At 38.6% G+C, this 24,668-nt stretch carries 22 protein-coding genes and 2 pseudogenes; 4 read left to right on the forward strand and 20 right to left on the reverse strand.

Annotation, left to right across the window (positions count from 1 at the left end):
- Nucleotides 1-38: 38 nt before the first annotated feature.
- The 11 genes from ABJH98_RS13730 to ABJH98_RS13780 form a co-directional block, all read right to left on the reverse strand.
- On the reverse strand, nucleotides 39-329 hold the full coding sequence (locus tag ABJH98_RS13730) for a DUF1272 domain-containing protein (RefSeq protein ID WP_348308266.1): 291 nt from the start codon (nucleotides 327-329) through the stop codon (nucleotides 39-41).
- 62 nt (nucleotides 330-391) lie between these two features.
- The gene (locus ABJH98_RS13735; RefSeq protein ID WP_348308267.1) at nucleotides 392-2,743 is read right to left on the reverse strand and encodes an arylsulfatase; all 2,352 of its coding nucleotides are present in this window, start codon (nucleotides 2,741-2,743) and stop codon (nucleotides 392-394) included.
- Nucleotides 2,744-3,065: 322 nt separating this feature from the next.
- Complete coding sequence (locus ABJH98_RS13740) at nucleotides 3,066-3,809, reverse strand: DUF6090 family protein (RefSeq protein ID WP_348308268.1); 744 nt, start codon at nucleotides 3,807-3,809, stop codon at nucleotides 3,066-3,068.
- A 267-nt stretch (nucleotides 3,810-4,076) separates the two neighbouring features.
- Nucleotides 4,077-4,820, reverse strand: coding sequence for a hypothetical protein (locus tag ABJH98_RS13745; protein ID WP_348308269.1), 744 nt, complete (start codon nucleotides 4,818-4,820; stop codon nucleotides 4,077-4,079).
- A gap of 233 nt (nucleotides 4,821-5,053) precedes the next feature.
- Nucleotides 5,054-5,368 (reverse strand): type II toxin-antitoxin system RelE/ParE family toxin, encoded by a 315-nt coding sequence (locus tag ABJH98_RS13750; protein WP_348308270.1) that lies wholly within the window; start codon nucleotides 5,366-5,368, stop codon nucleotides 5,054-5,056.
- Nucleotides 5,365-5,568 carry a hypothetical protein gene (locus ABJH98_RS13755; RefSeq protein ID WP_348308271.1) on the reverse strand — a complete coding sequence of 68 codons (204 nt, stop codon included), beginning with the start codon at nucleotides 5,566-5,568 and terminating at the stop codon, nucleotides 5,365-5,367. The genes ABJH98_RS13750 and ABJH98_RS13755 overlap by 4 nt, the downstream gene beginning before the upstream one ends.
- Nucleotides 5,569-5,784: 216 nt before the next feature.
- The gene (locus ABJH98_RS13760; RefSeq protein WP_348308272.1) at nucleotides 5,785-6,519 is read right to left on the reverse strand and encodes a hypothetical protein; all 735 of its coding nucleotides are present in this window, start codon (nucleotides 6,517-6,519) and stop codon (nucleotides 5,785-5,787) included.
- A 132-nt stretch (nucleotides 6,520-6,651) separates the two neighbouring features.
- The gene (locus ABJH98_RS13765) at nucleotides 6,652-7,632 is read right to left on the reverse strand and encodes a hypothetical protein (RefSeq protein ID WP_348308273.1); all 981 of its coding nucleotides are present in this window, start codon (nucleotides 7,630-7,632) and stop codon (nucleotides 6,652-6,654) included.
- A 266-nt stretch (nucleotides 7,633-7,898) separates the two neighbouring features.
- Complete coding sequence (locus ABJH98_RS13770; RefSeq protein WP_348308274.1) at nucleotides 7,899-9,944, reverse strand: TonB-dependent receptor; 2,046 nt, start codon at nucleotides 9,942-9,944, stop codon at nucleotides 7,899-7,901.
- Between the two features lie 45 nt (nucleotides 9,945-9,989).
- A complete protein-coding gene (locus ABJH98_RS13775) occupies nucleotides 9,990-10,802 on the reverse strand; it encodes a FixH family protein (RefSeq protein ID WP_348308275.1) in 813 nt (270 codons plus the stop codon).
- 151 nt (nucleotides 10,803-10,953) lie between these two features.
- Nucleotides 10,954-11,400: a hypothetical protein gene (locus ABJH98_RS13780; RefSeq protein WP_348308276.1), complete on the reverse strand. Its 447-nt coding sequence runs from the start codon at nucleotides 11,398-11,400 to the stop codon at nucleotides 10,954-10,956.
- A 42-nt stretch (nucleotides 11,401-11,442) separates the two neighbouring features.
- Between ABJH98_RS13780 and ABJH98_RS13785 the strand changes: the two genes are divergently transcribed.
- On the forward strand, nucleotides 11,443-11,943 hold the full coding sequence (locus tag ABJH98_RS13785) for a DUF4442 domain-containing protein (protein WP_348308277.1): 501 nt from the start codon (nucleotides 11,443-11,445) through the stop codon (nucleotides 11,941-11,943).
- A gap of 1,023 nt (nucleotides 11,944-12,966) precedes the next feature.
- On the opposite strand, the pseudogene ABJH98_RS13790 reads toward ABJH98_RS13785, so the two are convergent.
- From ABJH98_RS13790 to prfB, 5 genes and pseudogenes are all read right to left on the reverse strand, one after another.
- Nucleotides 12,967-13,239 (reverse strand): annotated as a pseudogene (locus ABJH98_RS13790) (thrombospondin type 3 repeat-containing protein); the annotation flags it as partial.
- Nucleotides 13,222-13,494: pseudogene (locus tag ABJH98_RS13795) on the reverse strand (thrombospondin type 3 repeat-containing protein); the annotation flags it as partial. The pseudogenes ABJH98_RS13790 and ABJH98_RS13795, both read right to left, overlap by 18 nt.
- Before the next feature lie 78 nt (nucleotides 13,495-13,572).
- Nucleotides 13,573-14,904 carry a YihY/virulence factor BrkB family protein gene (locus ABJH98_RS13800; protein ID WP_348308278.1) on the reverse strand — a complete coding sequence of 444 codons (1,332 nt, stop codon included), beginning with the start codon at nucleotides 14,902-14,904 and terminating at the stop codon, nucleotides 13,573-13,575.
- A gap of 13 nt (nucleotides 14,905-14,917) precedes the next feature.
- Entirely contained in the window at nucleotides 14,918-15,805 is an 888-nt protein-coding gene (locus ABJH98_RS13805) for a phosphatase (RefSeq protein WP_348308279.1), read from the reverse strand.
- Nucleotides 15,806-16,898, reverse strand: a protein-coding gene (gene prfB, locus ABJH98_RS13810) for a peptide chain release factor 2 (protein ID WP_348308280.1) whose coding sequence is annotated in 2 segments (ribosomal slippage) — nucleotides 15,806-16,837 and nucleotides 16,839-16,898 — 1,092 coding nt in all. Because the reading frame shifts where the segments join, the coding sequence is not laid out codon by codon here. It abuts the gene before it with no gap.
- Nucleotides 16,899-17,062: 164 nt separating this feature from the next.
- On the opposite strand from prfB, the gene ABJH98_RS13815 reads away from it, so the two are divergent.
- A complete protein-coding gene (locus ABJH98_RS13815) occupies nucleotides 17,063-17,533 on the forward strand; it encodes a hypothetical protein (RefSeq protein WP_348308281.1) in 471 nt (156 codons plus the stop codon).
- 73 nt (nucleotides 17,534-17,606) lie between these two features.
- On the opposite strand, the gene tsf is transcribed toward ABJH98_RS13815, so the two are convergent.
- The 4 genes from tsf to rplM all read right to left on the reverse strand — a co-directional run bounded on the left by tsf (nucleotide 17,607) and on the right by rplM (nucleotide 20,178).
- Nucleotides 17,607-18,440 (reverse strand): translation elongation factor Ts, encoded by an 834-nt coding sequence (tsf, locus tag ABJH98_RS13820; protein WP_348308282.1) that lies wholly within the window; start codon nucleotides 18,438-18,440, stop codon nucleotides 17,607-17,609.
- A gap of 102 nt (nucleotides 18,441-18,542) precedes the next feature.
- On the reverse strand, nucleotides 18,543-19,310 hold the full coding sequence (gene rpsB, locus ABJH98_RS13825; protein WP_348308283.1) for a 30S ribosomal protein S2: 768 nt from the start codon (nucleotides 19,308-19,310) through the stop codon (nucleotides 18,543-18,545).
- A 32-nt stretch (nucleotides 19,311-19,342) separates the two neighbouring features.
- Complete coding sequence (rpsI, locus tag ABJH98_RS13830) at nucleotides 19,343-19,729, reverse strand: 30S ribosomal protein S9 (protein ID WP_348121285.1); 387 nt, start codon at nucleotides 19,727-19,729, stop codon at nucleotides 19,343-19,345.
- A 5-nt stretch (nucleotides 19,730-19,734) separates the two neighbouring features.
- Nucleotides 19,735-20,178: a 50S ribosomal protein L13 gene (gene rplM / locus ABJH98_RS13835; RefSeq protein ID WP_348308284.1), complete on the reverse strand. Its 444-nt coding sequence runs from the start codon at nucleotides 20,176-20,178 to the stop codon at nucleotides 19,735-19,737.
- Nucleotides 20,179-20,777: 599 nt separating this feature from the next.
- Here rplM and ABJH98_RS13840 point away from each other — a divergent pair.
- Nucleotides 20,778-22,256, forward strand: coding sequence for a hypothetical protein (locus tag ABJH98_RS13840; RefSeq protein ID WP_348308285.1), 1,479 nt, complete (start codon nucleotides 20,778-20,780; stop codon nucleotides 22,254-22,256).
- Entirely contained in the window at nucleotides 22,256-24,664 is a 2,409-nt protein-coding gene (locus ABJH98_RS13845) for a carboxypeptidase-like regulatory domain-containing protein (RefSeq protein ID WP_348308286.1), read from the forward strand. The genes ABJH98_RS13840 and ABJH98_RS13845 overlap by 1 nt, the downstream gene beginning before the upstream one ends.
- Nucleotides 24,665-24,668 lie beyond the last annotated feature (4 nt).

A 24,668-nucleotide genomic window follows, 5' to 3' on the forward strand; every position in this document is an offset into this window, starting at 1 on the left:
GGATCAAGCGATTTACAATTTACAACCAAAATGAAAATTTACCTTTCTTCGGGAAGGATATTCTTATTTTTCTCCATGAGTGGTCGGAATGCGACTTGATCGACAGGCTTTAGCACTGGCTCTATACTTGATGGATGCTTTCGCAATTCACTTTTTGGGCGAATGGGTCTTTTCTCAAAACCACCTCCACAGTTAGGGCAGACATTGTGTAGTACTTCATTTACACATGCTGAGCAGAAGGTGCATTCATAGCTACAAATCATGGCCTCGGTGCTGTTAGGGGCCAGGGATTTGTTGCAGTTTTCGCAGTTGGGCCTAAGGGAGAGCATAGTTTTATTAATCGATAAAATTGTATTGAGGGTAATTTACCCTCAATACAATCAATGCTAGATCATTCTACTTCTAACAGAATTTTATGAATCTTACCAGTGAATTTTGTCTCCACAGGTCCATAGCCAATATTTTCGGTTACCGCTACTGGGGTTTGATTATCTAACCCTACATCTGCTGTTTCATCGGCCGAAAAGATGTTGGGTTGTGTTTTTTCTACACGACCTTTGGCCACTGATTTTCCATCTACCAGAACAGTAACTTCTCCACCTTTGCCATAACCTCCTCCATCATACGCAAATTCAATTTTCACTGAAGTTCGACCTTCGACCAACTCAGATTCACTTGAAACTACATAATTTTCCAATCCAAGGAAATTATAGATAAATGATGGTTTGCCATCTTTGACATACACAGACCATCCGCCAAATCTTCCACCTTGTGTCAGTATCACGCCCTTAGCACCGCCTTTGGGAATTTCAACGTCGGCCGTAATAGAAAATGATTTATTCTTGATGTTCATGAATGTATTTTCCATCATTCCTTCCATGCCTTCATAAAGCAATAGGCTTTTTCGGCCACCTAATAAATCAGGTCTTCCTGCCAATTCTGCGTTTGCCCGCTCAATGGTTCTGTCATCAATAGGAAGCACGTGATATTTTTCAGCCTCAGCCATAAAGAGGCCTTTCAAATACTCCAGTTTCTCCGGATACTTTGAAGCCAAATTTTTCGTCAGACTAAAATCTTCTTTTACGTTATAAAGATCCCAAACATCAGTATCTAATGGTGGTAGGTTGCTCACTTGCCACGGTGCTCTGTGAATCGTTCTTGCGAACCATCCATTGTTATAGATTGCTCTATTCCCAAACATTTCGAAATACTGAATATTGTGTCTTTCGGCGGCCTTCGCATCGTTAAAACTATAAACTAAACTTGCACCAGCCATTGGTATTTGTGGTACCCCATTCACGACTTTGGGCTCGGGCAAGCCTGCTGCTTCCAGGATGGTAGGTGCTACATCCGTGACATGCGAAAACTGGGTCCGTATCCCATTTTTCTCCTTCACACCCTGAGGGTAATGAACAATCATACCATTTCGTGTACCTCCAAAATCTGAGGCCACTTGCTTCGTCCAGGTAAATGGAGCATCAAAGGCTACTGCCCATCCAGCGGCCATATGTGGAAAAGTATTTTCCAATCCCCAATCGTCGATCAATGGAAGTAAGTCCTCTACTTTTTCTTCTACACCATTGAAGTAAGTCATTTCATTGTACATGCCTACCATGCCGCCTTCTGCACTGGTACCATTGTCGCCAGCTATGAACATCACCAGGGTATTGTCCAATTCTCCGATCTCTTCGATGGCCTCTACCAATCGACCCACTTCATAATCAGTCATTTCCATAAATCCTGCAAAAACTTCTGCCTGGCGGGCGAAAAGCTTTCTTTCATTATCAGTGAGTTTATTCCAATCTTTAATGTCTTTTGGTTTAGGCCCCAAATTGGTGTTTTCAGGAATGATTCCCATGGATTTCATCCTTTTCACAGTGGCTTTTCGCACCTCATCCCAACCTTGATCAAATTTCCCTTTGTACTTATCCGACCATTCTTTAGAAACATGGTGGGGTGCATGAACCGCCCCCGTAGAGAAATACACAAAGAACGGTTTGTCTGGCGTCATGGACTGTTGTGCTTTCACCCAATTGATGGCCTGATTGGTCATGTCTGTGGTGAAATGGTAATTCTCCATTTTTGGTGGGTTCACCTTTTTCAATCCGTCATAGATTAATGGTGCCCATTGATCCGTTTCTCCTCCAATGAATCCATAAAACTTATCGAACCCCTGGTGTGTTGGCCAACGATCAAATGGCCCAGAAACACTGGTCTCCCAAGCGGCTGTTTCATGCCATTTTCCGAAGGCGGCTGTGCTGTATCCATTCAATCTTAGCATTTCAGCCAATGGCGCTACGCTTTTTGGCAGTGAACCCGTGTTGCCTGGATAAGCAGTTGCCGTTTCCATAATAGATCCTGTATTACAGGTATGGTGATTTCTACCTGTTTTGATGGCCATCCGTGAAGGAGAGCAAAGCGCCGTGGTATGAAAATTATTGTAGCGCAGTCCATTCCCAGCCAATTGATCCATGGTAGGCGTGTTGATTGGGCCGCCAAATGTTTTCGTAGCCCCTATTCCCAAATCATCTATGAGCACGATGACAACGTTAGGAGCTCCCTCTGGTGCAGTCACCTGAAATCGCTTGGGCGGTTTGGTATTTCGTACATCCAACTCTGTATATGTAGCAGCCTCGGCTGATATAATTGGCAAAATTTCTCTGTTGATACTTTCTTGAGCACTCAAGCTTGAGAAGGCGGTAAGAATTACTCCAGTCAGGAGTGAACTAATTTTAGATTTCATTGAGCTTAGCTTTAGTTAATTTGATTTTGGAATAGGAAGATAATTATCATCTTATTCCTATGTAAGCTAATCCCCTTTTTTTAAAAGCTAATAATTGAAATTATTTTTAAAAATTGAAATGAGGCTCATTCGAAGTTACTCGTTGTTATCTCTGTGGTTTTAGGATCAAGTGATTTACGACCAAAAGAAAATTTAACTTTCGTTGGGTCGGATATTCTTATATTCTCCATGAATAGCCGGATTGCGACTTGATCGACGGGTTTGAGTACCAGATCTGCATTAGTTGGTGTTTTGAGGACGTTTTGTATAAGGTGTGCTTTCGTTATTCTTTAATTTCAGTATTTAAAACTTGAAGAATATATTTAATTCTCTTCATTAAAGTTTCAGCTTCTTCATTATTAAACATATTGTAAATAAGTGACTGCGCAATAAGACCTTCTAATCTCGGGTCAGCTAATAAATCTTCTTTTGTCTGGGCTTTAAGATTAGATTTTTGGGATATTAAATTAGTCACTTGGTTAGATTCTAGCATGCCAGGCTGAGCCTGATTCCAAAAATGGTATAGTATATCGCGTCGTATACCTATTTCAGTTGTATAGGAAAAAAGGTCTTGTTCTGCGTATCTCAGAAACATTTGTTCTACTTCTTGAAGTTGAATAACATCTGTACTCCAATTAACAAGTAATTGTTTTAGCTCTTCATTTTTTAAAATTTCAATAGTTCCAGAAAGTACAAAGTCATTTTGAATTGGATCAAAAGTAGTTGGAAGAATACTACTCAAAAAAAACATCATACTATCTCGCTTAGCTTTTTTGGGTTCACTATAAAAATACAATAGCCGCTTACAATTATTAATGATGTTATTTCTTTGGTTTATCTTGCTAATAAGCTGTTCCTTATTGGCTTTAAATTCCTTTTCTAGTCTTCTTAATATGATTTGTTCTTTTTGATTTTCTTTTCGTTGTTCATTCCAGTTATTAATTGAAAGGGCAATCAGTATTCCAATGACGACAAGGATTATTTCGCCAATCGCATATTTAAAATACTTTCCCGTTTTGTTTTCCATAAGTACGTTTTGGCGAATTTTTCTAAAGAATTTTAACATTGGTTAACCGTTTCTCATGATGAAGCACAGCGCCCAGCTATCCTCTGTGGTGCTTGGCGTGTATTTTTTTTCGGCTACAAGATAGCCAAATCTCTGATTTGGGCCGGAACGCGTATTCTATCCCTTTTCGATTCCATAGTGCTAATCTGAGATATGGCGGGGCTTCCAGAATGCAGAGGGTTTTCAACTACCTCTGAGCCGCCATGATTTGATCTCAGTATGTCAGCCTCATTTTTTCATTTTGAAAGCAATACCTAATTCTACTCCGTAATAGTAGCTAAATTGCTTTACTTCGAAATCTAGTAAGTCGGCATATTGTCTATCGTCATGTATGTATTCTATTGTTGAATTTGGCATAAAAGATTGATTGTATATTGATGCTAGTTGAATACACCATTTTTCCGACAACATATACTCAATTTGAATCTTTGCTGTTCCTGCGAGAACTAAATCCTTGTAGTTAACCATGTCATCTTCATATTGGCTGTTGAAACTTAATAGATAATCTAGGTCAACCCCAACAAAAGGTGTTATTGTTAGTTTGCTATTCAATTTGAAATTACGTCCAAAAGAGAGAGATAAGGATAAATAGTTGTATGATTCTTTTGCAACATCTTCAATTATATAGAAGTCATCAGGAGACGGAATCGTATATGGGTTTTCTAGGTCAGGTTCGTAAGTCCAATATTGCTTTGTTATAGTTTTACCGAGTCGCTTGTAACTAATCCCTCCACTAATACGATTGTGATTTTTAAATTGATGCGAAATATCGAACTTTATAATCCCTCCAAAAAATGGGCTATCAAGGCTGTCTAAGATATTAACTAACTCTGAAGATACTAATTCATTGTTATTGCTAATTCTTCGAAATGTTGAAACGGGAGAATAGGTTAACGACAAATGAGTAATACTTTGTCCAAATAAGTCAGTGGTGAGTAACCAAAATGAAAAGAGAAGAAAATAGACCTTCATAAATGGATTCTTAATTGCTTCCAACGCCCAACTAGCGGGCGTGGACATAAAAGTAATAAATAGCGGAGAAAGAGCTCACCTGAACGGTGCGATTAACTTCCAGAAAGCCACTGCGAAACACAAGAAATCAAACCTAGCAGAAGGGCAGGGTAGAAACCACTAAAATTAACCTGGTGGAATGGTGAGCGGTTTAGCCCGATGAGCACTAAAAATGGCTCATGTGGCCTTGCCCGTTAGTGTTTGTTAGCATCTGTGAGTTTTTCAAGCAGTTCGTCAGGATCAGATCGGTTGTCCCAAATCACCAGAATTTTGATGTATTCCAAGTCGTTCACATAGAACAGTGAAACTGTCTTATGAACTATAAGTTTTCTGAAGGGAGTGTGTTCTAATGAGGACCCTAATTCAGGATTTCGTTGAACTTGTTCAATTCGATATTCAAGTTGATCTAAGAATTCTTCTTTAATCCTTGAGTCCCAAAGTTCAAGAATAAAGTCTGACGTTTCCTGAAGAGTCTGCTTCGCAGTTTCAGTCCAGCGAACTTCTTTCATTTCAAAATGTCTCGAACTGAAGTATGAACTGTAAGACTTTCTTCAGGCTCTGAGTTAGCTATTTCTAGCAGTTTAACGATCGCATCAGGGAGTTCGTCCAGTGACGATTTTTGAATTCCTTCAATCTGCTCAAGCACATCTTCATCTTGAAGGTTCGTAATCCAGTTGATAAGCGATATTTTTCTCTGTTCGGCAGTCATACTATAAAGTTAACGAAATCTGCGCTTTTAAGATATAGATATCGTCTTGATAAAAAATGTAGGGATTTAATAGCACCTTGCTTTCCTGACCTACGAGCCAAGACCGATTTCTAAATTTATATTTTACTTGGCGAACTTACTAGAACCCCATGAACTTTCGGATTGCAGAAGAACCCTATGTTTTTTTATATATTGTTAGCCATCTGTTTTTCGTACTTATTCATTTCTGAATGCATTAATTGCCTTTATCACCTCTTTTCCAGCAATAATTTGTTCTTCATAAAACCCTGTTAAGTAGGCTGTGAATAAATATCCCCTATATAAAAGAGAAAGGACAATATCATGTCCTTCATGTTCACACAATTGATCTGTATAATTACCCAATACTTCCTGAATATTCTGATTTGGCCTGGCTTCAAGTTCAATCCATTGAGAGAAAAATCCGGATTTGTGCAATTGGAGATCCAAATCATTAGCCCATATTTGGAGACTGTTTTCTTCGAATATTACCTTATCAGAAGCATTGTAATATTCATAAATCAATTCCTCAACTTTAGGGTTGTCCAGATGCTGCAGGTATCCAGAACTCTTTAATGACTCAAATCCACTTCTATTGTAGTTGAGTGGTTGCTCAATTATCATTACGAAAACAGCATTGGTAATTGTCGATTGGGCTTCACTTGTAAAATCTCGATTCGCAATCATTTCAGTAGCATCAGCACAAAGGTCAGAATGGTCTTTTCTGGATTCCAACATGTTTTGAGCCACTATTATATCTTCTTTAATGTTCGTTGCGATCTTTTCCAGATAATTTTTTAGAGCTTGCTTTTCTTTTCTATTTTCATTCCAATTTTCAAGTTCTAATCCTCCGAAAATACTCAAAACAATTACTATTATTTCAAGGATATATTCTGACCATTTTCGTTTGAAAGTATCTGCGATTTTTCTCATAACTGCATGAAGGTTAACGTCCAGCTATCATCCGTAAGCTGGACTTTTCAAATTTCTATAAAAGTATCGGATAGCTCCAGCCTTTGCAAATAGCTCAGTTAGCTTATGGATGATAGTGCTTGTTGGGCACAGTTATTTAAGATTTTCAAGTCTCTCAAGCACAGATTTCTTTAGTTGTTCGTCAATTTCCAAAGGTTCAATCTTTGAAGTAATGCTGTCAATTGGTATTAAATCATGCAGGGGAGATTCTAGTTCCTCATAGATGCTTGTTGTATCGAGTTCGCTCAAACTTTTCGAGAATACTTTGAGTGCAAGTTCAGGATTCGTTGAAAGAATTTTGAACAATAGTTCGTTACTCCATTGTCCAAATTCCACATTCGCTTCACAGATCACGCTGAATGTACCTAAGAAATCTAATACCATCTCTTCAGTGAGGTTATCTATGTTTTGGTCAATTTGAAGTAGAGGAGCTTTCTGACATTTAGTCGGATCATAGTTGTCAATACCAGGGTGAAAATAATTCCGAGTTTTTTTATACGTTCTTGTTTCTCCAAACATTGAAATGTACAACTTAAGCCCATCAAGTTTTCCAGCATAATCTATTGTTTGGATCTCTCCGTAATCGTGCCACTTCTCGAATGACTTATCTAATTCTGTTTTATCTACTATCCCAATTGGTGGTCTCTTAGTATAGCATTGATTATTAGCCGTTAGTACTGAAAAAAATATGGAGTCACCCTTATTCGAAAGACTTTGGATTTTTGAAACAAAATAGCCTGGCAAATACCCTTCTCTTGCTTCATCAAATTCATCCGAAGTTCCAAAATACCATGCATCAACCGTATCACCATTTTTTCTAAATGCGACATATTGATTTTCGTTCATGTCTTTCGTATCGTTCGGGTAGTCATATTCGTAAATACCGTTCAAATAAAGAGTCAGCTGAGATTTTTCATGTTCCTCAACAACTTCTTCTTCCAGCTCTTGAATTGATTCCTCCGTTTGTGGTTGCACGTTTGCTTCATCCTTGGTTTCAGGATTTTCAGTTGAAGTTTCACTTTTATTAGTACAAGCTGCTGCAACAATTAAAAAAATTAGAAAGGTCTGCTTCATTTGGTTTGGAAGGTATTGTGCCCAACGTAGTGATATAGCGACAAAGGTGACTATATATCTATTATATAACTCCCGAAGATAGTAAAAACGGCTTTCGACTCAATAAAAAACCCTTCCAAAGTTTTGAACTTTGGAAGGGTTGGAATTTCGCTCGTCATTGTGTAGCGTAAGTCTGGGCAATCTGATTTGGATACAGCTGCTCTCCTTCTGGCGGATCACCCGGACTCTCGCCGTGTGATGACGTATTCAATTAGATGAGTGGACTTTCAGAAACCCACCTTGAGCGAAGCATAGAAGTTTCTTCCTGGTCGTAATACGCCACCCCAATCGAGATGCTCTCGATAGCTTTCGTCTAGCAAATTTTCTACACCTAAAGAAAATCCCAAATTCATTTTCTCCAAATCCCAATCCTTACTGGTGCGCAAGTGAATCAGCTGATAAGCTGGCGTAGCAATTTCTCCAGTATTTTCACTGATCTGATTTTGGGCGATGGACCACTCGCCTTCTGCTTGCAGTTTAAAACCTTTGACTTGCCCTACGAGCGTCAAGTTGTTTTTCAAAGGTGGAATCAACGGCAATGGAATGCCCTCTCCATCTGTGGCATAAGTGGCCTTCACGCCATACAGTATCTGAAAAAATTGAGAAGCACTGTACAAAACTTGCGCATCAAATCCAGTAAACGTCACGCCATCTACATTTTCATACACTTTTACTCCTTTGGCGCCGATCGTCATGGCATCTAAGCTTTCATCTATGTACCCTATGATATAATCATTGAACCAATAGTGGAATCCGCTGACGTTTAGTTCCAGCTTGTCCATGGGCTGATATTTCAGGGATGCGGTCAGCTGATACGAACCCTCTTTTTTGATCTCTGGATTGCCTAAATAGTCATATCCGTCGAAATTATTGTACAAGTAAAATCCATACAATTCAGAAACAGAAGGTAGTCGTTCGCCATAGCTCCCGCCTACTTTTGTAGAAAGTGCTGGAGACCATTGATATTCTGCAGATACACCCGTATTCAACACCAAATGATTGACCTGAAAGTCGTCTTCCTCATAACCAAAAACAGCAAACTGACCTTTGCCCATGTCGCTATTCATTTGCGTAAAAGCCTGCTCTGCTCGAATATTGATTTGAGTGGTCAATTGCTCCGTAGTTTGCCAACTATCCGAAACAAAAATGCCTATGTCCTGACGGTCTACATCTGGCCAAGTGAGCATAAACATATCGCGCTCATTGGGAATGAACATCGTCATTTCCGCATAGGCATTGGTGGCATATCCATCCAGTTTGGCCTTGATCGTGTGATCACCAGACATGCTACTGGCCTGTGCATAGCCTCCATACGTCTTAGTTTCTCCTGGCATGTCCATTCTGACTGGTACATCGGCCCTTTTCGAATCGTCCATTAAATGATCTACCGCATTAGCGTAAGCCTTAAATTCTACTTCCTTGATCCAATTCACTGGCTCAAATAGGGTATAGCTCACTGCTCCAATTTTTGCTTTCGCGAAAGCCACATCCATAGGCAATCCCGGATAACCAATGTCTCTGGCATCATCAATCAAAAAATCGAAATTGATCAAATTATTGCTCTTGACTCGATAAGCGCCACTGAGGGAGTAGTTTAGCTTTTTGTATCCAGAAGGATAAACTTCTTCGCCGTTACCATCTATATAATCCTGATAGCTACGATAGCTACCATTCATACGTATCGCCAACTTGTCCGTACCATAACTCAAACTAGCGGACTGACTAATGCCATTGGAAACGGTTTCATATCTGGAATTAAGACTTCCACTTATCGCACTATTGAACTTAGGGCGCTTGAGTTTGAAGTCCACAGCACCACCTACCGTGCTACCATGTGCACTTCCACTGCCTCCTTTTTCGATAATTATGCTTTCCAGATTATTGGGCTCCACATAGGATGAAACTGGATCCATCTTGTCGGTACAAGCACCAAACATTCGCATGCCATCGATCGCGACATTGATCTGTCCGCTGCTCAATCCGTTGATCGTAGGTTCCCAGGCGTAGTTACCTCTACGGATCATACTCATGCCTGGCAGTCTAGAAAGCACCTCTTCTGTGCTATTCAATGGGTTGTTTTTGTAGAAACCAAAAGTGGCATTCTCCTCAAGTTGACGGCTACTAGCCAGCTCCATTTCATCCAACCACACCTCCATACCGATGTAGGATTCGCTTTGAATAGAATCCAGCCACGCATCTTGCGAAATCTGAGCCTTGCCGACCATTGGCAAAAGGGCAATTATAAAAACGGTATAAAATATATGCTTTTGCATAATTCAGGAATCCTTCAAGACTCTGTCTTGAAGGATTCTTTAAGATTATAAAACTACCTCGAATTCGTCTTCTAAAATCACAGTATCACCGTCTTTCACAATGACATTGATCACCCAGTCACCCGTCATGGTAAAATTCACCGTGCCTTTGTAATGTCCGTTACCCTCATGTACTGGGTTTACGTTGTTTGGAGAACCATGGCCCATGGCTGGCATTTCTGGTTCGATTTCGATAGTGAAATCTTCCACTGCTGGCCAACTCATCATTGTCTCACGTTTGTGAATAGTAAACTCAATTTCATTGCTGTCAACCGCAAAATCTGGATTGTTTATCATGGTAATGAAATAACCCACTTCATTGCTGGTAACAGATTTAAGTCTGGTTAATTCAGGTTCAGTTACGGTAACAGGAAGAGATACTTCACCTTCAAATTCAGAATCCATTTCCATGATGCTAACATCCAAAGTCCAATCGCCCATCATAGAAGGCATAACAAATACAGTGGCAAATGTTTGTAACATCTCCATACTTGCGTCATGCTCGTCGGATTCAAAAGGCGCACTGTGCATCATATCCATTTCGGACATATCCATCATTGGTGTAATACTCAAATGTGAGTTGCTCAACCATTCCCCATCATTGGTGTAAAGGCCCAAGGAAAATTCATTGTAGCCCACTTCCAATGTTTCGTTTTCATCAACGAACATTACTACTTTGAAGTCTGAATCAGGGACAGCTACTGAAGCCACTTCTATCATGCCATCTGTTGGATTCATGTCATCCTTTTCATTGTCATCCGAACAAGCTTGAGCTATAGCTAAAACTGCAATTAATAATATTTTATGTAAATTTTTCATCGTTTGAAATATTGTGATTTGGACATCGAAGTCCATATTATTATATGTTTTAATAATTAAATGATGCACTCTCTAGTACAAAGAGTGAATACTATATTTCCCTCACTTGGGAATAAAAATTTTAATTATTTGGTCATCTAAAAAGACAACCTCAAACGATAGGTGGGTGAAAAATACCAGCCAAGTAGCCAGTACTAGTATTTGGATCATCTGGACTGATGAGAGAAATGAAACCTGAATTGCCAAAAGCAAATTTTGATGCCGCATGTAAACTCATCACTTCTATTTTACTAAGCTGTGTCAATTGCTTTGCCTTGTGTTCTTGACTGTCATTCATTTGATTTTTGAGCTTCGTCATCAAAAAACACTTGCCTTGACATTCTAATTCTGGTTGATCCTGATTTTCGCAGAGATAAGCTGCGATATAATCTCTATTCATTGCAAAATCTACGACCGTCCATGTGCACAAGATGGGCTTGTACATCATGACTGAAATGAGCAATATGGAGATGATCCGCAAAAGCATGAGGCAAATGTACTTAAGTATTTGAATCGAATGATGATCTATGTCATAGTTTTGAATGAAATTGGTCGTCATTGACTAAATGACTAGATTCACTTTTACATTAATAAGTATCAAATGACATTATCTCAATTGCAAGAGCGATATAGAAAACGCATGCTCAACGTCTGGTTATTCAGATCATTCCTATTTTTTAAAATCCCACTAGGGTGGGCTTCTGGTATGAAAGTGATAGCATTAGAATCTGATCATGCGACGACTACAGTGGCTCACAGGTGGCTCAACCAAAATCCTTTTCGCTCGATGTACTTTGCTGTTATGGCCATGGCTGCTGAACTTTCGACTGGGGCAATAGCACTTATGGCTATAGAAGGCATCAAACCAGGAATAGCTTCCATTATCGTAGGAATGGATGGTGAATTTGTGAAAAGAGCAACCACTCGCGTGAAATTCACGTGCGCTGAAGGAAACAAAGTATTTGAAGCTGTAGAAAAATGCATGGCCTCAGGAGAATCAGAAACTGTGAAACTCAGAACAGAGGGTATAACCGCAGATGGTACTGTAGTGGCAGTTTTTCACTTCACTTGGTCCTTCAAGCAACGTCAGAAAAAATATTAATGCGCTGTTAGTTAATTTTTAATTAAACAAATCTCCTAGATCACCAGTATAGTCTTCAATCAATCCTAATACGTCATTGAAGAAGTCTTCAAAGTAGTTGAACGCATCTTCCTTGCTGTTGTCTTTGAAGATTAAGTATAATATCTCTTCAGACTCATTATACTCAATGTCTGCTATTTTATATCCATTAATCAGCAGATCTAAGTCTACCAATTCATTGATTTGAGCTTCCGTAGGGTCTGTCAGAGCAAACAAAGGCGCCAAATCAGAAGCCGTCACTACTGAAAGAGAACCCAAATACACTTCTGCTGTAAGTGATTCAATATCTTTCTCTAATACTAAGTTTTCGAAATCATCGTGAGCTAACTCTACATCCAAAGCGACTCCATAACCGCATTCATCTTGATTAGAAATATCTAGGGCTAAGGAATATTGATTAGTTTCTGAGTTGTCGAAAACAATATGAAATGTAGTAGGATTAAGAAATATTTCAATATCTACTTTGGTAGGAATTGGCAGGCTTCCAGTGCCATAAACCAATTCATTTAACCTTAATGCCATCTGTTCCACCTCATCCACTTCTAAGCTCAAGCTCATAGAAGTAGGTAGATTGTAAGTCTCTTCTTCGATAACAACAGCCTGTTCATCATAGTCTTCAAGAATAATACTTGAGTTATTACCACTAACATCAGCTGTTGAAGGAAACTGCAACTCTAATCGCGTGGTAGATGTTGAGCTTTGTGTCCAAGTGCTGTCTGATTTAGAAAAAGCATATACACCTCCTATCTCTTCTAAAAATAGTCCGATGGATTCAGTCTCATCTAAATTTTCAAATAAATCAGTCATGAGGTTTTCCATCAGTGCATCTCCCCAAGGCTCGTCTCCAAATTCCCCTCCAGAGAACGCGAGCATATCTTCGAAAATAAAATCTAACCCATCCCCATTTTTCAAATTTCTAATGCAGTTGTACGACTCATCCAAGGCATTCTGAATATGCGTTTTATCTTCAGCAGTGGTAGTTTCATCACACACATCGCCAATGCCATCTCCATCGAAATCTGCTTGATCCTCGTTCGCCGTGTCCGGGCAATTGTCTAAATAATTTAAGACGCCGTCTTCATCATCGTCTCCTTCGCACACATCTCCAATACCATCTTCATTGGCATCAGCCTGATCTGGATTTGGAGTTTCTGGACAGTTGTCTTCATAATCAATGACACCATCTTCATCAATATCGCCCTCACAAGCATCACCTATACCATCTTCATTGCCATCTTCTTGATCTGGATTGGCAATAGTTGGACAATTATCTATATCATCAATTACACCATCTTTGTCAATATCTGTTTCGCATGCGTCACCTATTCCATCATCATCAGAATCTTCTTGCTTTGGATTGGCAATATTTGGACACAAGTCTACTGCATTTTCTATTCCATCACCATCATCATCGGGAGGATTATCTTCTTCGAGAATACAAGATTGTACGAGTAGCGATAGGCAAATGGTAAAAATGCCCCATCGCCAAGGGAGTTTAGTGGAGTGCTTCATTGTTCCTTTCTTTACTTATCCATATTTGGCTAAGTAAATATAACTATTTCAACAATGAATTATACTAAAAGAGTGTGACTAAATATTCTTCAGTAATTTATTTCCTTTGGACTTTTCAATATCAATATTCAATTGATTGATCGCTCGATCTAGCGAAGCAATTGATTTGATTTTTGAATGATGAAGCTTCCTATCTCCATCTTCCTCCAGTCTTTTTAACACTAGATCTATATCAATTTGATTGATATCCAATGCCGGTAAATAAATGTAATTGACGCCTTTATCGCTCAGGCTTCTCACTAATACACCAGCGGAAACCAGTCGATTTACTGCGTTACTAACAAATCTATGAGGGATCAGGAGCTTTATGGACAACTCTCTTTTTGTCCAAGGTTCGTCATCTTTTTCGAATGCCTTGACCACAGCGTGTACTATCAAAAGTGCAATTTTATTCTTCTCAACCATGCTAAACTTGATGTTGGTTTCATCAGGGATGTATTCATCTACTTTTTGAATTGCATAGGACAATTCACCTCCAATAAAAACAATGACCCAACTGAGCTGGCAAAAAATAAAGAATAAGGGAAGGACTGCCAGACCTCCATAGACGGCTCCATAGTTACCCATTAAAAATGAAAACGTAATGAACCCTTTTTGTACCAATTGAAAAATGGTACCAGCAATGACACCAGCAATTAACCCATTTACAAATTTAACTTTCGTATTGGGCATAATCACGTAGATCATGCTAAACAGAAGCCATATCAGCACATAAGGTGACAGCTGCACAAAAAAAGCTGCTACAGGCGTGATTAATGCCTCCATTTCACCATTTTGGCCAATCACCAGTAATTGGTTCTGAACAAAAATAGTAACCCCACTTGATAGTATGATTAATATTGGGGAGATGACAATCATCGCCAAATAATCAGTGAATTTCCTTATTAGAATTCGTCCTTTCTGTTTGCCCCAAATGCTATTGAACACCACTTCAATATTATTCAATAGCTTCATTACTGTAAAAAAGAGAACGACAATGGATACGCCGATAATTACTCCTCCCTTGGTATTGGCAAGTAGATTATGAGCGAAATCAAAAATGGTTTCTTTCACCACTTCCTGACCTATAAAAATCTTATCGAGCTCTTTTCTTATTAGGTTTTCTATTCCAAAACCTTTGGCAATTCCGAAAATCATAGCGACTACAGGAACGATGGATAGGATCGTCAAGTAGGTCAAAGCCGAAGCCTGAAGTACAATATTATCTTTTTTGAATTCTTTAGCCGTGATGACTAGAATTTTTAACACTCTGAGTCTAAAACCTTTCCAACCTTCCGCATCGGTGGTTTTCCAGATTTCGCTTTTTACAAACTCAGCAGCTACTTTGGTTTTTGATACTATCTTCTTCAAGACTTTAAGATACTTAAATCTGTTTGTTCAAGACATTCTTATCATAAAGATAACTGATAATACCATCCTTCAAGCCAACATCCGGAACCATGATCTTTCGTGCGCCAGCTTTTTTCATTATCGTGATGTATATTTCTGAGGCAGGAATAATTACATCAGCTCTATCCTCATTGAGCTGGAGATTAACCACTCGCTCCTCATAAGCCATATTCTTTAGAATCTCTAACTCCTCCTCTAGCTTCTTCAAACCGATATATTTCCCTTTTTCTTTATTCGTTAATTCATAGAGTTTACGAATGTTACCTCCAGTACCAATGGCTATCAGATGTCCTACTTTGCCCTTGTGATCCAATATCCATTGGAGCATTTCGCTCCAAGTTTCTGCCCTTTCTGAATGTTTCAGCATTCTTACAGTGCCTAGCGGGAAAGATTTAGACACCACCTTTTGATCACCATGATAAAGTGTCAATTCCGTGCTACCACCACCTACATCTATGTGTAAGTACTGCTCGTCTGGCTGAAGGTTAAAGGCAATCACTCTATTGATCAACTCAGCCTCCATATCACCGCTGATGATATTGATATCCAAATCACAAGCCGCATTCACGGCTTGTACCAATGCATTTCCATTTTCAGCTTCGCGCATAGCAGAAGTTGCACAGGCATAATACTCATCTACCTTGTACAAATCAATCATGTTCTTAAAAGCTTGCATGAGCTTGACAAACTCGCGAAACTTTTCATCTCCGATTTGACTATTTTCAAATACGTCAGAGCCCAAACGCAATGGGAAACGTATGTATTGAAGCTTTTTAAAAATAGTGACCCCATCATAGGTGATGGGGCGGTTGATTTGAAGCCTCACGGCGTTCGAACCTATGTCGATAGCTGCTAATATCATTTAGTCGGTTTCTAGGCCCTGCCCCATTAAAAAAGCTTTGATGTAATCCTCCAAATCACCATCCAATACATTCTGCACATCTGTTCGCTCCACTCCGGTTCGGGCGTCTTTTATCAATTTATAGGGATGTAATACGTAATTTCTTATTTGACTTCCAAAGTCGATTTTCATTTTGTTGCTTTCCACTTCGTCACGTTTCTCATTGCGTTTATCCACTTCAATTTGATAAAGTCGAGATTTAAGCATTTTCATGGCGTGCTCCTTGTTGGCTAATTGTGATCGTTCAATAGAACAAACTATAACTATCCCTGAAGGTTTGTGTGTTAACTGCACCTTAGTTTCTACCTTGTTTACGTTCTGGCCACCAGCTCCTCCTGATCGAGAAGTTTGCCATTCAATATCTCCCTGATTGATTTCAATCTCAATAGAATCATCTACGATAGGATAAACATAAACAGAAACAAATGAAGTGTGTCTCCTCCCTCCCGAATCAAATGGTGAAATTCTGACCAATCTATGCACTCCGATTTCGGACTTGAGATATCCGTAGCCAAATGGGCCATCGAACTCTAGAGTTGCCGACTTCACACCTGCGGTTTCACCTGCCTGATAGTTCAATTGTTTTACTGAGAAGCCATTCTTCTCACCCCACATGATATACATTCGCATCAATATGGAAGCCCAATCCATACTTTCAGTTCCGCCAGCACCTGGATTGATCTCCATCACTGCACCTAACTGATCCTCTTCGCCACTAAGCATTCGCTTGAATTCCAGTTCCTCCAGCACCACTATAAATTTCTTGTACTCCGCATCGATCTCAGTCATTTCGACTTCATCTACTTCGTAAAACTCATAAAGTGTCTCAAGGTCTTCGCACATGGAATTCACCTTTTCAAAGCCATCCGTCCAAATTTTCTTGGCTTTGATTTGCTTGAGCATGGCTTCAGCCTGTTTTGGGTCATTCCAAAAATCTGCTTGAGTAGTAATGGATTCTTCCTCTTCTACTTCTTTTACTTTAATATCGTAGTCAAAGATAGCCCCGGAGATCACTCACTCGGGCCTTTGCTTCTTTCAATTGATCTGATGTCATTGAATATGATTTGTTTAAATAGGTGGCAAATTTATCAAACCATTACATTTCCTTTCATGTATTAATGACTTTTTCATCGGAGTCTGACTAGTTTATCTTTTTGATTTGAACTAATTTTGCGCTCCGCCTTTCACAGATTTTACAACCAGAAATAAAAATTTCTTATGAAAACTCTTTTTGAAGCAGAAGACGCGATTTTTCAATTTGACGAAGACAACACGACTTTCCAGTTTGGGTGGAAAGGGACTGTCGGATTAGCATCCATGCAAAAAATCATGCGAATGGCTATAGCAATTGCTAAAGAACATGAAAATGTGCATTGGCTGGTGGATAGACGCTCGCTAGAAGGATATGATGGGGAATGCAGAATTTGGATCAAAAATGATTTTGTAAATAAAGAAGGGAAAGACATGATTTTGAAAATAGACAAAATTGCCGTTCTAGAATCGGAATCTCCTATGGCTACCATAGCCTCAAACGTATTGGCTGAAGCCATTAAAAAGGTAAATCCATCTATCGAGTCTCAGAAATTCGACTACACGCAACCCGCCTCTAACTGGCTCGCAGGAATTGTTGTAGAAGAGCCTGTAGTTGAGAAAAAATCAAAGTTGAGAAAACTATTTGGCAAAAAGTAAAACCCAACTCACAGAGCACAAAAAAAGCCATTTCGATATCGAAATGGCTTTTTTATTATCATTGGATTTTAAATTATCCGATTGTGATTCTTTTGAATTCAGCAACAGTCATTCCTTTGCTCACGCTGTCCAAGTACTGTGAAATATTCATTCCGCCGTCTTTTACAAAAGCCTGGCTCAACAAAGTATTCTCTTTATAGAACTTGTTCAATTTACCCATAGCAATTTTTTCCAACATAGCTTCTGGCTTGCCTTCTTGTCTTGCTTGATCTTTTCCAATTTCGATTTCCTTCTCTACCACTGTAGAATCTACACCATCCTTATCAACAGCGATTGGGTTCATTGCTGCAATTTGCATTCCTACATCTTTACCCGCAGCAAGTACATCAGCACCGTTGGTATTTTTCAACGAAACTAAAACTCCTAATTTGCTACCAGCATGGATATAAGGAACAACTGCTTCCCCTTCCATCACTTCATAAGCAACGATATCCAATTTCTCACCGATCTTACCTATCAATTCAGTGATTTTGTCATTGAATGTCAAGTCACCATCAGCTTTCAATGCTTTCAATGCTGCTGCATCAGCAGGCTTGTTAGTAAATGCCGCTGTAGCTAGTTTTTCACCCAAAGCAACAAATTCTTCGTTTTTAGCAACAAAGTCAGTTTCGCAAGAAAATGCGACCAATACACCAACCGTATGGTCTTCGTTTGTTTTTACGATTACAATACCTTCGTTAGTTTCTCTATCTGCTCTGGAAGCAGAAACTTTCTGACCTTTTTTTCTTAGAATTTCGATCGCTTTGTCGAAATCACCATCAGATTCAACCAAAGCTTTCTTACAATCCATCATACCAGCTCCAGTCATCTGACGTAGCTTGTTTACATCTTGTGCAGTAATTGCCATTATTAATGTATTTATGTCTTTTAAAATCGATTTAAACAAAAATTGAACACCGAGTAATCAATGTTCAATTTTCTTATATTGTAACGAATATTTACTTAGTAATTATTCTGCTGTCTCTGCTTTTTCATCAGCGGCTGCTTTTGCGGCTGCCTCTTCCTGATCCTTCTTCTCGTCTCTATCTTTCTTTCTTTCAGCAAGTGCTTCTTCCATTTCTTTACCGATGTGACCAATAATCAATTGAATTGATTTGAATGCATCATCATTTGCAGGAATTGGAAAGTCCACCTGATTTGGATCAGAGTTAGTATCTACCATTGCGAATACAGGAATGTTCAATTTCTGTGCTTCTTTAATAGCGATATGTTCTCTTTTGATATCTACTACGAAAAGTGCTGCAGGAAGTCTTGTCAAATCAGCGATTCCTCCAAGGACTCTTTCTAATTTGATTTTCTCTCTACTAATCATCAACTTTTCTCTTTTTGCAAGATTCTTGAAAGCATCATCTTTCAACATCTTGTCCATAGAAGACATCTTCTTAAGAGATTTTCTAATGGTCGCAAAGTTAGTCAGCATACCACCTAACCATCTGTCGGTTACGTAAGGCATTCTTAATCTCTTTGCTTCCTCAGTTACGATTTCACGTGCTTGCTTTTTGGTAGCAACGAACATTACTTTTCGTCCTGATTTCACGATCTGCTTGAGTGCATTTGATGCTTCTTCGAGGCATTCAAGCGATTTATGTAGATCGATAATATGGATACCGTTCTTCTCCATGAAGATATACGGCGCCATACGTGGATCCCACTTTCTCGTCAAGTGTCCGAAATGAACACCAGCATCAAGTAAGTCTTTATGCTCTATTTTAGCCATTAAGTTTACTTATATATAAAAATAAAATATGATTAACGTTTACTGAACTGGAACGCTCTTCTCGCCTTTCTTCTACCTGGCTTCTTACGTTCTACCATTCTAGGGTCTCTAGTCATGAAACCTTCTTTTTTCAACGCCGGTCTGTGCTCTGGATTTACTTCTACCAATGCTCTTGATATTGCTAATCTTATTGCTTCAGCCTGGCCTTTGTAGCCACCGCCACCAACATTCACTTTAAAATCAAAGTTTCCATCTTCTTCAACCAAAACTAATGGCTGCTTTACGATAGTTTGATAGATTTCAAATGGGAAATATTCTTTCAATTCCCTATTGTTGATTTTTACCTCACCTTTTCCAGGTGTCATAAACAATCTGGCTACAGATGTTTTTCTTCTTCCAATGGTGTTAGTTACTTCCATCTAGATTATAATTTTATCTCTTTAGGACTTTGAGCTTCGTGCTTGTGCTCAGTGCCTTCATATACAAACAAGTTTCCAAACAAAGCTCTTCCAAGTCTGTTCTTAGGAAGCATCCCTCTTACAGCTCTTTCAACAAGAATAGTGGATGACTTAGCCAATACTTCGTTAGGGGTTTGCTCTCTCTGTCCTCCTGGGTACCCAGTGTGTGAGATATATTTCTTATCTGTCCACTTTTTCCCAGTCATTTTCACCTTATCAGAGTTGATAACGATCACGTTATCACCGCAATCCACGTTAGGGGAATACCCAGGTTTGTGCTTGCCTCTTATCATCTTGGCCACTTCACTAGCCAATCTTCCCAATACTTTTCCATCAGCATCTACAACTATCCAGTTTTTACTGGCAGTTGCCTTGTTGGTCATCGCTGTTTTATAACTTATTGAATCCACTGTTTTATCGATTTTTTCTAGTCAAAATCCTACTCCCCTCAAAAAGGGACACAAAAATAGAAGTTTAATTTTTGAAATGCAATACATGTTATAAAATATGTAACTACTTTAAAGAAATAAACTCCAAATGTTTGATTTTGCAAAAAGCATCACCTGATTTTTGCTCTCACGCATGAATAAATCAGGATTATCTAGTTTTTCTCATCTATCAAACAAAGAACTCGCACATTTATATAGTTAGCCACTTTAGACCATATAGTTATAATTCGAACAAACCATATAAGTTCAATCGTAAAATTTAATACTAAGACAAGATTGAAAATCGAACCATGGATAAACTGGTTCTATCAATAATGAACTTCAAAGTTTAACTAAAGCTTTATCCCTGAAGATCTTAATAAAAACTCTCCTTTAATCAAAAATACAGTAAAGATGCGATCCAAGAAGAGTGCTTCTTTTCCAAACAATAAAACTGACATCCATCATCAGTATCTACCATTCATACAAATCGGACGATTCATTCATTATTATAACAAATTTGATACTATTTTCGCCATCTGCATTAAAATCAAACCCTTTCGTTTTCATTAACCTATTTCATGAAACAGTTACTAGTAGTCGTATTTTCCATTTGGGTTTTCGCATTGCATTCATGCATGTTCACGGAAGAGAACCTCCAAGATAATGTTGTTCAGTTAGAAGATCTCATCTATTTATCCAGTAATAAAGTACGATTATTGGCCCGAGTAGTTGAAAACAATGAATCTATCAATGACCATGGATTTTATCTAGCAAGTGACGAGGAATTTAATGACCCTATTATTAAATCCCTAGGGAGTAAAAACACAACTGGCTTATATTATTCAGAGATCGACTCCCTTTCACAAACGAGTGACTATTATTATAAAGCCTATTTTTCCACTTCTGATAATATCTACTTTAGCGAATCTAAAACCTTCAGCACATTTGAAGGTGTAATTAATAATGTATCAAGAACAATAGGTAAAGATGGGGAAATAACAAAAATCACTGGACGAAACCTAACAAACGATCTAAGTATAAAGTTTGGTACAACTCCTGCCGAAATTACCGATCGATTTGGAGACTATGAAGTATGGGTTAAGGTACCAAAAGTTCAGCAAGGTTATAAACAACCAATAATTGCTACTATGGAAGGAATATCTTACGCAGTGGACACCTTTTATTATGAAACTGGGAAATGGACTCAGTTATCAAACATAAACAATCCTCCTTTTTTTAATGGCATTACTTTTCTAAATACTCATACAGCCAATCTCAGCATGGGAATGTATAAAGACGGGACTCCCAATACACAAATGTACAGTCTAGATTTAACCACATTTCAATGGACACAAACCATAGTTCCTTCATCTATCATTCCTGTCGAAGGAGCTTTCAGCACCCCTAGTGGATACTTTGGTTCAGGGTCTTCAGAGCAAATTGCGATAGGACAAAGCCTTGTTTATCAACTAGAAAATGGATTTTACAAATATGAAAATGGAAGTTATACCACGCTTCCCTCCACTCCATTCGTATCTTACGCCTCCTTTGCCGCAGAACACAACGATATCGTATATGTATTGGGAGGACGAGATGCTCTATACCAACCATTAAAACTCTTCTATAAGTTTGAAAACGGCGTATGGACCAATATGGGTGAACTCCCCTTTGAGTACGACACGTCAACACCGTCATTTAATCTGGGTTCAGAAATACTATTGACCAATAATAATGAAGAGGTTTGGTCATTTGATTTTCAAACTGAATCCTTTATAAGGAAAAATGACTTCCCCACCAAAATATCTCAAGAAGGAATAGCCCAAGTAGTTGACAACCAACTTGTTTACGGGCTTTTCATTCTAAGTAATCTGGTAAATAGCACTGATATTCTAGGGGAACTTCAGCTTGAAAAAATAACATTCCCTGGAGATAGGAACTTTAAAAACATTTCGCATTTCAAAAAAAATAGCGCTATTTATATAATCCGGGGGTCTACCGAAGACAATGCTGACGAAATGGAATTCTGGAAATTCGAACCTTTTGAATTTAATAATTAATGAAAAAATATTTACTAACCTTTGCAGTCATCGCAGCATCCTGTATGACTTCATTTGGCCAAAAAGTTACAATTGTTGACGGAGAAAAATTCAATAACGTTGATAAAAAAGACGCAATTTTCGGAACATTAAAGGATCAGGAAACTGGCGAAGGTCTTATTGGGGCAATAGTGAGAATCGCGGATCAGAATATTGCAACGGTCACTGACATAAATGGTGATTTCAAAGCTCGAGTTCCATTAGGACAACATAAAATCAACGTGCAATCCATAGGCTACACAACGAGTACATTTGTTATTGATGTTAGAGGTAGTGGAAAATTCACATTGTATGTAAAACCAAACGTTAAGGAATTGGATGCTGTGGTGATCTCTGGCGAACGGCCGGATGCAAATGTCTCAAGCACCAATGTAGGGAAAAGTTCTTTGTCAATAGAATCTATCAAAGAATTACCAAAAGCTATGGGCGAGGTCGATATTATCAAATCTATCGCTATGCTACCAGGTGTAAACACTGGGTCAGAGTTATCAAGTGGTTTTAATGTGCGAGGGGGATCCGCCGATCAAAACCTGATTTTATTAGGCGGTGTCCCGATTTACAATCCATCACACTTGTTTGGTTTTTATACAGCTTTCAATGCTGATGTGGTTTCGAATGTATCACTATATAAAGGTGCTGTACCCGCGAGCTTTGGAGGAAGAGCTTCCTCAGTATTAGATATTGAGTATAGGTCTGGTGATTATAACAAATGGAAGGCAAAAGCAACTGTCGGAGTCAGTGCTTCCAGTATAATGGTAGAGGGGCCAGTCATTAAGGATAAGTTAGCCGTATTAGTTAGCGCAAGGAAGTCGTATTTAGATTATATCTTAAATGCGTTTAACAATCCTCAAATCAGCGAAAGTTCTGCCGATTTTTCTGATGTCAATGTGATTGCTGATTATCGACTAAACGACAAGAACAAGATTAAATATGCTCTATACAGAAGCACAGATAGCTTTAATTTCGTAGGAGACACCTCCTATCATTGGTCCAATTTTAATCAATCAATTAGTTGGAATCATAGCTTTTCGGATAAGCTTAGTAGTAAAATCAGTCTATCCCAAAGTCAGTATAAAAATCAAATCAAAAACAACAGTTCAATTAATGCCTTTGAGCTTAATGCAGAAATTGAAAACCTCATTGGAAAAGTAGATTTTGAGTACATGCAATCTGATAAATTATCAGTAAACGCTGGAGTTGATTTCTCAAGAACAAATCTCCAACCCGGTGAGCTCATTCCTCAACCATCAGAAGCCAATAGCCTTGTTACTCAAAAAGTTCAAGAAGAACATGCCAATGAATTTGCCGGCTATTTAGAATTAGATGTTTCCCCATCAAAAAAAATCTCCTTTTCTGCAGGTTTAAGATATAACATTTATCAGTATCTAGGCGAACATGCTATTTATGGCTATCGCCCACACGAACCATTGAGCGAAGAAAATCTTACTGATACCACCTATTATGCAAATGGAGATGTAATTACCACTTACACAGGCTGGGAACCTAGGCTATCTGCTAGATATAGTATTAACTCATCAACCTCCTTTAAAGTTGCTCTAAACAGGATGTATCAATATATACATTTGATTTCTAACACAAACGCTATTGCTCCAAGCGACACTTGGAAGCTTAGTGACAATGAATTGAAACCTCAAATTGCTGATCAAGCATCAGTAGGGCTCTATAAAAATTTCAGAGACAACAAAATTGAAACTTCGGTAGAAGTCTTTTATAAGACAGTAAACAATATTGTTGACTATAAAGATGGCGCCGAACTCTTCCTAAATGATCACATTGAAACTGAGCTACTCACTGGATTTGGAAAATCATATGGACTAGAACTTTACATAAAGAGCAATACCTCTGGTAGATTAAATGGCTGGATTAGTTATACCTACTCGCGAAGTGAACGTAGAATTAGAGGAGCTTTCAATGAAATAGAATCTATCAACGGAGGAGATTGGTATCCCGCCAACTATGACCGCCCACACAATTTCACCAATGTATTGGTCTATGAGCTTCCTAAAAAGTGGAAGCTATCAACCACACTTACTTTAAAAAGTGGGCAAGTCTTTACTAAACCGGTTGGAAAATTCAATTATGCAGGTCAAATCCTACCGCTTTACACTGAAAGAAATAATGCGAGAGGTCCATTTTATCACCGACTCGACCTATCTCTTACGAGAGACTTTACGTTCTTAAAAAAATATCAAGGAGAATTTAACTTCTCTGTATACAATGTCTATGGAAGGAGCAACCCTTTCTCTATCTACTATCAAGATACCGAAGGTGCCCCACCACAACCTTATCAATTGATATTATTAACTACTCCATTTCCTTCTGTATCAGTCACTTTTAATTTCGAATAATGAG

The sequence above is a fragment of the Reichenbachiella sp. genome (assembly GCF_039969095.1).
Lineage (GTDB): Bacteria > Bacteroidota > Bacteroidia > Cytophagales > Cyclobacteriaceae > Reichenbachiella.

What these genes read in the sequence shown, in the direction of transcription:
- ABJH98_RS13730 (WP_348308266.1), bottom strand. Translation starts at nt 329, where the DNA reads ATGCTCTCCCTTAGGCCCAACTGCGAAAACTGCAACAAATCCCTGGCC.
- ABJH98_RS13735 (WP_348308267.1), bottom strand. Translation starts at nt 2,743, where the DNA reads ATGAAATCTAAAATTAGTTCACTCCTGACTGGAGTAATTCTTACCGCC.
- ABJH98_RS13740 (WP_348308268.1), bottom strand. Translation starts at nt 3,809, where the DNA reads ATGGAAAACAAAACGGGAAAGTATTTTAAATATGCGATTGGCGAAATA.
- ABJH98_RS13745 (WP_348308269.1), bottom strand. Translation starts at nt 4,820, where the DNA reads ATGAAGGTCTATTTTCTTCTCTTTTCATTTTGGTTACTCACCACTGAC.
- ABJH98_RS13750 (WP_348308270.1), bottom strand. Translation starts at nt 5,368, where the DNA reads ATGAAAGAAGTTCGCTGGACTGAAACTGCGAAGCAGACTCTTCAGGAA.
- ABJH98_RS13755 (WP_348308271.1), bottom strand. Translation starts at nt 5,568, where the DNA reads ATGACTGCCGAACAGAGAAAAATATCGCTTATCAACTGGATTACGAAC.
- ABJH98_RS13760 (WP_348308272.1), bottom strand. Translation starts at nt 6,519, where the DNA reads ATGAGAAAAATCGCAGATACTTTCAAACGAAAATGGTCAGAATATATC.
- ABJH98_RS13765 (WP_348308273.1), bottom strand. Translation starts at nt 7,632, where the DNA reads ATGAAGCAGACCTTTCTAATTTTTTTAATTGTTGCAGCAGCTTGTACT.
- ABJH98_RS13770 (WP_348308274.1), bottom strand. Translation starts at nt 9,944, where the DNA reads ATGCAAAAGCATATATTTTATACCGTTTTTATAATTGCCCTTTTGCCA.
- ABJH98_RS13775 (WP_348308275.1), bottom strand. Translation starts at nt 10,802, where the DNA reads ATGAAAAATTTACATAAAATATTATTAATTGCAGTTTTAGCTATAGCT.
- ABJH98_RS13780 (WP_348308276.1), bottom strand. Translation starts at nt 11,400, where the DNA reads ATGACGACCAATTTCATTCAAAACTATGACATAGATCATCATTCGATT.
- ABJH98_RS13785 (WP_348308277.1), top strand. Translation starts at nt 11,443, where the DNA reads ATGACATTATCTCAATTGCAAGAGCGATATAGAAAACGCATGCTCAAC.
- ABJH98_RS13805 (WP_348308279.1), bottom strand. Translation starts at nt 15,805, where the DNA reads ATGATATTAGCAGCTATCGACATAGGTTCGAACGCCGTGAGGCTTCAA.
- ABJH98_RS13815 (WP_348308281.1), top strand. Translation starts at nt 17,063, where the DNA reads ATGAAAACTCTTTTTGAAGCAGAAGACGCGATTTTTCAATTTGACGAA.
- tsf (WP_348308282.1), bottom strand. Translation starts at nt 18,440, where the DNA reads ATGGCAATTACTGCACAAGATGTAAACAAGCTACGTCAGATGACTGGA.
- rpsB (WP_348308283.1), bottom strand. Translation starts at nt 19,310, where the DNA reads ATGGCTAAAATAGAGCATAAAGACTTACTTGATGCTGGTGTTCATTTC.
- rpsI (WP_348121285.1), bottom strand. Translation starts at nt 19,729, where the DNA reads ATGGAAGTAACTAACACCATTGGAAGAAGAAAAACATCTGTAGCCAGA.
- ABJH98_RS13840 (WP_348308285.1), top strand. Translation starts at nt 20,778, where the DNA reads ATGAAACAGTTACTAGTAGTCGTATTTTCCATTTGGGTTTTCGCATTG.
- ABJH98_RS13845 (WP_348308286.1), top strand. Translation starts at nt 22,256, where the DNA reads ATGAAAAAATATTTACTAACCTTTGCAGTCATCGCAGCATCCTGTATG.